General features: G+C 73.2%; 4 protein-coding genes (1 of these 4 only partly in view). 2 read left to right on the top strand and 2 right to left on the bottom strand.

The annotated features are described in order from the left end of the window. A protein-coding gene (locus OG556_RS30420) for a DEAD/DEAH box helicase (RefSeq protein ID WP_371521753.1) crosses the window boundary here: on the bottom strand, positions 1–1897 show its 5' portion. 284 nt of this gene lie to the left of the window's left edge; the window shows 1897 of its 2181 coding nt (coding positions 1–1897); it begins with the start codon at positions 1895–1897; its stop codon lies beyond the left edge, outside the window. A gap of 230 nt (positions 1898–2127) precedes the next feature. Continuing rightward, the gene (locus OG556_RS30415; RefSeq protein ID WP_371521751.1) at positions 2128–3807 is read right to left on the bottom strand and encodes a DUF885 domain-containing protein; all 1680 of its coding nucleotides are present in this window, start codon (positions 3805–3807) and stop codon (positions 2128–2130) included. Positions 3808–4230: 423 nt separating this feature from the next. Between OG556_RS30415 and OG556_RS30410 the strand changes: the two genes are divergently transcribed. Continuing rightward, positions 4231–5358 (top strand): NADH:flavin oxidoreductase, encoded by a 1128-nt coding sequence (locus OG556_RS30410; protein ID WP_371521749.1) that lies wholly within the window; start codon positions 4231–4233, stop codon positions 5356–5358. A gap of 396 nt (positions 5359–5754) precedes the next feature. Further along, positions 5755–6780: an alcohol dehydrogenase catalytic domain-containing protein gene (locus tag OG556_RS30405; protein WP_371521747.1), complete on the top strand. Its 1026-nt coding sequence runs from the start codon at positions 5755–5757 to the stop codon at positions 6778–6780. Positions 6781–6824 lie beyond the last annotated feature (44 nt).

Raw genomic sequence — 6824 nt, 5'->3', positions numbered from 1 at the left:
CCTGGGGTTCGCAGAGAATGACGACCGACGCCGCCTGGATGTTCAGTCCCACACCGCCGGCCTGGATCTGGCTCAGCAGCACCGCATGGCCCTGCACGGCGGCGAACTCGTCCACCACGTCCTGCCGCCGGACAGCGTCCAGGCCTCCGTCGAGCGGGCCGAAGGCCCGCTGCCCCAGAGCGTCCTGGACGGCCCGCAGGACATCCCGGAAGAACGAGAAGACGACGACCTTCAACCCGTTCTCCGCGGCCTCGTCGACGACCTCCATCAGCCGCAGCAGCTTCGCCGACCCTTCCGGGTCCGCGTACGCGGCACGGCGCATGGCCATGAAGTTCCCCTCGGCGACCGCCGAGCGGTAGGCGACGAGGTCGGACGCCGACAGTTCCTCCCATTCGTCGACGTGAACGACGTCGGGGAGCTCCGTCAGGACGTCCCGCTGGTTGCGGCGCAGGTAGGCCGGTGCAACGGCCCTGCGGAACGACGTCGGCCCTGCGGCGCCCGAACTGCTGTGGATTCCGGGCAGAAGATCAGGCTGCAGATAGCGGACCAGGTTCCGGAACTCCTCCACCCGGTTCTCCATCGGGGTGCCGGTGAGGAACAGGACGCGGTCGACGCGGTCGGTCCACCCGGCCACCGCCTGGGAGCGCTTCGTGCTGTGGTTCTTGACGTAGTGGGCCTCGTCCACCACGACCATGCCGACCGTGACGTCCTCCGGGACCTCCAGGCGACGGAGTCCGTCGAAGGTCACGACGGCGACGCCGCCGCTGCCGAGCCATTCGGTGCGCGCCGCTTCCCGCTCCTGGCCGTGGAACCGGAACGCCCTCAGCGTGCTGCGCGACTCGATCTCCCTGATCCAGTTGATGAGGACGCTGGCCGGGCAGACGACGAGGAAGTGTGCGCTCCCGTGCGCCCGGAGATGCGCAAACGCGGCGATCGCCTGGATCGTCTTTCCGAGGCCCATCTCATCGCCGATGATCACCCGCTTCTGTGCGAGGGCGAAGCGGGCACCGAACGCCTGGTAGCCGCGGAGCGAGACCGTGCACCGGGTGTCGTCCAGCGGCTCGGCCCGGACCCGGTCCGACAGGCTCTCCGGGAGGAAGCCCTCGGAGGCGGTGAGCCCGTCGGAGCCGGATCCGGCGAACTCGCCCAGGACGCCGTAGAACTCGGCCGAGCGGACTTCGAACTCCGCCCAGGCCTCGATGTCCGTGGCCGGTGGGCGGAGGAGGTCCACCGAGGCCTGGGCGAAGAGCAGGGACGCTCCTCGGTCCTCCGTCTCCGCGAGCAGGGCGTCCAACCGATCGACCGCGGCGAACGCCTCCTGCCGGCGCTGCCGCCCGGCGAACAGGCCTCTGACAACGCCCCGGGCCGGCTGGGCGGCGGCGATCAGGGCGGCGGCCTCGTCGGCGACACGCTCCGCCAGCTCCCTGGCCCGTCTCGCATCGGGCCCGGCGGCGACCAGCCGTTGGAGTGCGACGACCAGCGCGGTGCCGGCCGCGTCCTGGTGGTCGACGTCCAGCCGGATCGCCACGGCCTGCTCGGCGGCCCGGGCGATCTGCCCGGCGGCGGCGATGGCCTGGAGAGCGCTCTGGGCTCCGATTCCGGGCAGCAGTTGGAGCGTGTAGGGCGTGGCGTCCACCACCTGCCGCACGGTCCTGATCCCGGCGGCCTCCAACGCTCCGACCCGCAGACGCCCCTCGGTGACGTCCTTCAGCCGGGCCACGGGGATGGCGTCCAGTTCGTCGCGGACCAGCCGGCCCCGCAGACCGGCCGCGGCCCGGCGTACGTGCTCGACAGCCCCCTGGTGATCGTCGACGACCGCGCGGGCGACCGCATGGAGCCGCTCCCCGTCCGCCAGCACGACCCTGGGCTTCCGGACGGCCCGCTGCCTCTCTCCCACCTACGGCTCCTGTCCCGACTCGACCATGCGGCGCCCTCTCCGGGCGTCCACATGATTCCATCCGGGCACCGCCGACCGCCCCGGATTCCCGACCACCCCCGGCCGCCCACAGCCCCGGCGGAGCCTCCGCGCCGGGTGCGTCCGGGCGTCCATGCGTCCATACGTCCGGGCGCCCGTACATCCGGGCGCCCGTCTCGATCGACGGCGGGCACACGGCCGTCAGCCGGCGGTCACAGCGCTGCCAGGCCTGCCTCCAGGTCGTCCAGGCCCAGGGAGCCCTGCCGCAGGGCCTTCATGTGCCAGCGCTTGAGGTCGAAGTCGGCGCCCAGCCGGCGGCGGGCCGCCTCGCGGCCGGCCAGCCAGGCGCGCTCGCCGAGTTTGTAGCCGATGGCCTGGCCGGGCCGGCCGAGGTAGCGGACGATCTCGCTGTGCAGGTGGGCGGGCGCCAGACCGACGTAGTCGGCCATGAAGGCGGTGGCCAGCTCCGGGGTCCAGCGCTCGCCCGGGTGGAACGGGGAGGCCGCCGGAATGGCGCTCTCCAGGTGCATGCCGAGGTCGACGATGACGCGGGCGACGCGCATCATCTGCTTGCCGAGGTAGCCGAGGCGGCGTCCGGGATCGGTGAGGAAGCCGAGCTCGTCCATCAGCCGCTCCGCGTACAGGGCCCAGCCCTCCACGTTGGCGCTGATCTTGCCGAGGGTGACCTGGTAGCGGGACAGCTGATCCGCCGCCACGGTCCAGGAGGCGAGTTGCAGATGGTGCCCGGGGACGCCCTCGTGGTACCAGGTGCTGACCAGGCGCCAGGTGCGGAACCGTTCCTGCGCGTCGCCGTTGGCCAGCGGGAGGAAGGTCCGACCCGGGCGGGCGAAGTCGAGGCTCGGCCCGCTGTAGTACGGCGCGGCGGCGCTGCCGGCCGGGGCGATCCTGGTCTCGACCCGGCGCAGCGGGCCGGTGATGTCGAAATGGCGCCCGTCGAGTGCCTCGATCGCGTCGTCCGTGATCTGCTGCAGCCAGCCGCGCATCCGCTCGGCGCCGTGCACGGTGTGTCCGTGCTCGTCCAGGTGGGCCCGGGCTTCCTGGACGGTGGCGCCGGGCAGCACCCGTTCGGCCTCCGTGCGCAGTTCGGCCCAGACCCGGTGGAACTCCTCCCAGGCCCAGTCGTAGGTCTCGTCCAGGTCCAGGTCGGCGCCGGTGTACCGGCGGGCCCCGAGCAGGTAGCGCTCGCGGCCGACGGCGTCGGGCGTGCCTTCCGCAGCGGACCGGTAGCTGTCGCGGAGCCAGTCCCGGAACGCGGCCACGGCGGCGGTCGCCTCGTTCGCGGCGGTGTCCAGTTCGGGGCGGAGCCGCTGCGGCGCGGGGGCGACGAACTCGGCGAACCAGCCGGGGCCGCCGGCCGTCTCGCCGGTCCACGCGGTGAGTTGCGCGCACAGCACGTCGGCCTGACGGGGCGCGGCGAGCAGTTTGCGGGCGACGCCCTCCGCCAGCGTGGCCCGGTAGCCGTCCAGCGCGGCGGGCAGGTTGCGCAGCCGGCCCAGGACCGGGGCCCAGTCGTCGTCGGTGGCGGTGGGCATCATCGTGAAGATGCCCCGGAGCTGGTGCACCGGCGTGTGCAGGTTCCGCACGGCGCGGAAGTTCTCGCCGGCCTCGTGCACCCGCACCTCGGCGTCGAGCCGCTCGCGCAGCAGCCGCGCGCACACGAGCTCCGCCGGATCCCCGTCGGGCCCGGCCTCGGGGACGGCGTCCAGACGTGCCAGCGCCTCCCGCGCGAGCCGGACCGTCTCCTCGACGCCGTCCGGCGACAGGTCGGGCATCCGGTCGTCGCCCGGGGCCAGGCCCAGGGACGTGGAGGTGACGGGATCGTGTGCGGCGACCCGGGCCACGTAGTCGTCGGCGATCTGTCGTGGAGTCATCGTCAGCTCCTTCGGTCGGCGATCGGTCGCGGTACCAGGCGTAGGAGGCCTTCGGGGTGCGCCGCTGCGCCGGGAAGCCGGTGCGCCGCAAAGTCGCTACGCCGCGAAGTCGACGTGGACCAGTCCGGAGCGCCGGCGGAAGCCCTCAGGCCGTCGAACACGTCGTGATTGTAGCCAGGGTCCGCCCGCCCGCCCCGGACAGCCGCCAAGTCCGCACCGCAGCGGACGGGTTGGGCCACGGCCGGGCACGAACGACCAGGCACGAACGACTGAGCCCGACGAGACGGTTACCTCCTCCGGCGCGCAGTGGCGCTGATCACAGCGGGTTTCGCGCGGTCGGCGAAATGCAGGGGCCGCCCTGGTTGTTTGCACAGGCAACCAATTCCGCCCCGGCGCACGCCACCGGTACCCCCGAGGGATCCCATGACCGTCACCGAGCCCGCAGCCTCCCGCGCGGCCGACATCCTGTCCCGGCCCGTCACGCTCAACGGACTGACCGTTCCCAACCGCATCGCGATGGCACCGATGACGCGCAGGTTCTCCCCGGGCGGCGTGCCCGGCGAGGACGTGCGCTCGTACTACGCCCGCCGCGCCGCCTCGGGCGTCGGCCTGATCATCACCGAGGGGACGTACGTCGGCCACGAGTCCGCCGGCCAGAGTGACGACATCCCGCGCTTCCACGGCGAGGAGCAGCTCGCCGGCTGGGCCCGCGTCGCCGAGGACGTCCACGCGGCGGGCGGCACCATCGTGCCGCAGCTCTGGCACATCGGCATGGTGCGCCGGCAGGGCGACCCGCCGTTCGCCGACGCACCCGCCGTAGGCCCGTCCGGGATCCGGCTGGACGGCACCGAGGGAACGGGCCGGGCGATGACCCGGGCCGATCTGGACGCCGTCATCGGCGCGTTCGCCGAGGCCGCCGCGGCCGCCGAGCGGATCGGCTTCGACGGCGTCGAGCTGCACGGCGCCCACGGCTACCTGCTCGACCAGTTCCTGTGGGCGGGCACCAACCGCCGCACCGACGCCTACGGCGGCGACCCGGTGGCCCGGACGAAGTTCACGGCCGAGCTCGTCGCCGCGGTGCGAGCGGCCGTTTCCCCGGAATTCCCGGTGATATTCCGCTACTCGCAGTGGAAGTCCGACAACTACGAGGCCCGCCTCGCCGAGACCCCCCAGGAGCTGGAGGCGGTCCTCACCCCGCTCGCCGAGGCCGGCGTCGACGCCTTCCACGCCTCGACCCGCCGCTACTGGGTCCCCGAGTTCGACGGCTCGGACCTCAACCTGGCCGGCTGGACCAAGAAGCTCACCGGCCGCCCCGCCATCACCGTCGGCTCGGTCGGCCTCGACGGCGACTTCGTCGGTGCCTTCAGGGGCGAGGGCTCCCCGATCCAGGCCATCGACAACCTGCTCGACCGGCTGGAGCGCGACGAGTTCGACCTGGTCGCCGTCGGCCGCGCCCTCCTCCAGGACCCGCAGTGGGCCGCCAAGGTCCTCTCCGGCCGCCACTCCGAGCTGCGCCCCTACGACGCCGACGCGCTCCGCACCCTCAGCTGACCCCAGCCCCCGAGGACCCGGCCGCGCGGCAGGTACGGCGGCAAGTACAGCGGGGCCGGGTCCCTTCGGAGCGCCACCGGACCGCGTCGGCAGAACGAGATGTCAACGAGCTTGCGCGAGCGGTGTTTTCGGACGAAGCCGACACGGACGAGGCCGTGGCGCCGGTGGCGGCCCCCGGTCCGCCTCACGGGCCGTCACCAGGGCCGGCACCGCCAACTCACCCCGCCGAACCGGCCGAATGCCTCCTCGGCCTGCGGCTCCCCCTGCCCTGCGCAGCGGACCGTGCGGCCTTATGGTGAAGGAAGGACCTCCCGGACGGGCCCCTGAGCAGCCTGCCGACGCACGGCGACGACCTCCCGGAGGAGCGCTGACCATCTTCCCGGAGGAGCGCTGATCATGAGTACCTATCGAGTGGCGCAGGCGACCGCCCCGGGCGGTGCGCTCCACCCGGCCGAGCGAGAGGTGCCGCAGCCGGGACCCGGCCACGTGAGGATCGCCGTGGAGGCGTGCGGCGTCTGCCACTCCGACACACTCTTCGTGAACGCCGCGCTACCGGGTGTGTCGTTCCCCGAGGTGCCCGGACACGAGATCGCCGGGCACATCGAGGAGTTCGGCGAAGGCACCCGGGACCGTGGATGGCAGATCGGTGACCGGGTGGCGGTCGGCTGGTTCGGCGGCAGCTGCGGCCACTGCAAGCCGTGCCGCCAGGGCGACTTCATCGTGTGCCGGAACCTGAAGGTCCCGGGTTGGGCGTACGACGGAGGCTTCGCCGAGAAGGTGATCGCGCCCGCCGACGCGCTGGCCCGGATCCCCGACGAACTGGCGGCGGGCGATGCCGGGCCGATGGCCTGCGCGGGCGTGACCACGTACAACGGGCTGCGGCGCAGCAGCGCCCGGCCCGGCGACCTGGTCGCGGTGCTCGGGCTCGGCGGCCTCGGGCACCTCGGGGTCCAGTACGCGGTCGCGATGGGCTTCGAGACGGTGGCGATCGCCCGGGGCGCCGAGAAGGCCGGCTTCGCCGAGCAACTGGGCGCCCACCACTACGTCGACAGCACCGCCGGCACCCCGGTCGCCGAGGCGCTGCAGTCCTTCGGCGGCGCCAGGGCCGTGCTGGCCACCGCCGGCAACTCCGAGGCCATCGCGTCCACCCTGGACGGGCTGGCCCCCCGCGGGGAGCTGGTGGTGATCGGGGCGGACACCTCGCCGATGGCGATCAGTCCGGCCGGACTGCTCATGGGTGCCAACGTCGTCCGGGGCCACCCCTCCGGCACCGCGCAGGACGTGGAGGACACGATGGCGTTCAGCGCCCTGCACGGCATCCGCCCGATGACCGAGACCGTGCCGCTGGACGACGCCGAGGCGGCGTACCAGAAGATGCTCGCCGGGAAGGCCCGCTTCCGGATGGTGCTCACCACCGGCTGACCCGGCTCGGCCACCACGGGCCTCCCCCGGCTGGTCGGACCACT

Origin of the sequence: Kitasatospora sp. NBC_01300, assembly GCF_041435235.1 — a bacterium.
Lineage (GTDB): Bacteria > Actinomycetota > Actinomycetes > Streptomycetales > Streptomycetaceae > Kitasatospora.
This window is presented reverse-complemented; position numbering and strand designations above follow the sequence as displayed.

Coding starts and splice junctions, on each gene's coding strand:
- OG556_RS30415 (WP_371521751.1), bottom strand. CDS start 3,807: ATGACTCCACGACAGATCGCCGACGACTACGTGGCCCGGGTCGCCGCA.
- OG556_RS30410 (WP_371521749.1), top strand. CDS start 4,231: ATGACCGTCACCGAGCCCGCAGCCTCCCGCGCGGCCGACATCCTGTCC.
- OG556_RS30405 (WP_371521747.1), top strand. CDS start 5,755: ATGAGTACCTATCGAGTGGCGCAGGCGACCGCCCCGGGCGGTGCGCTC.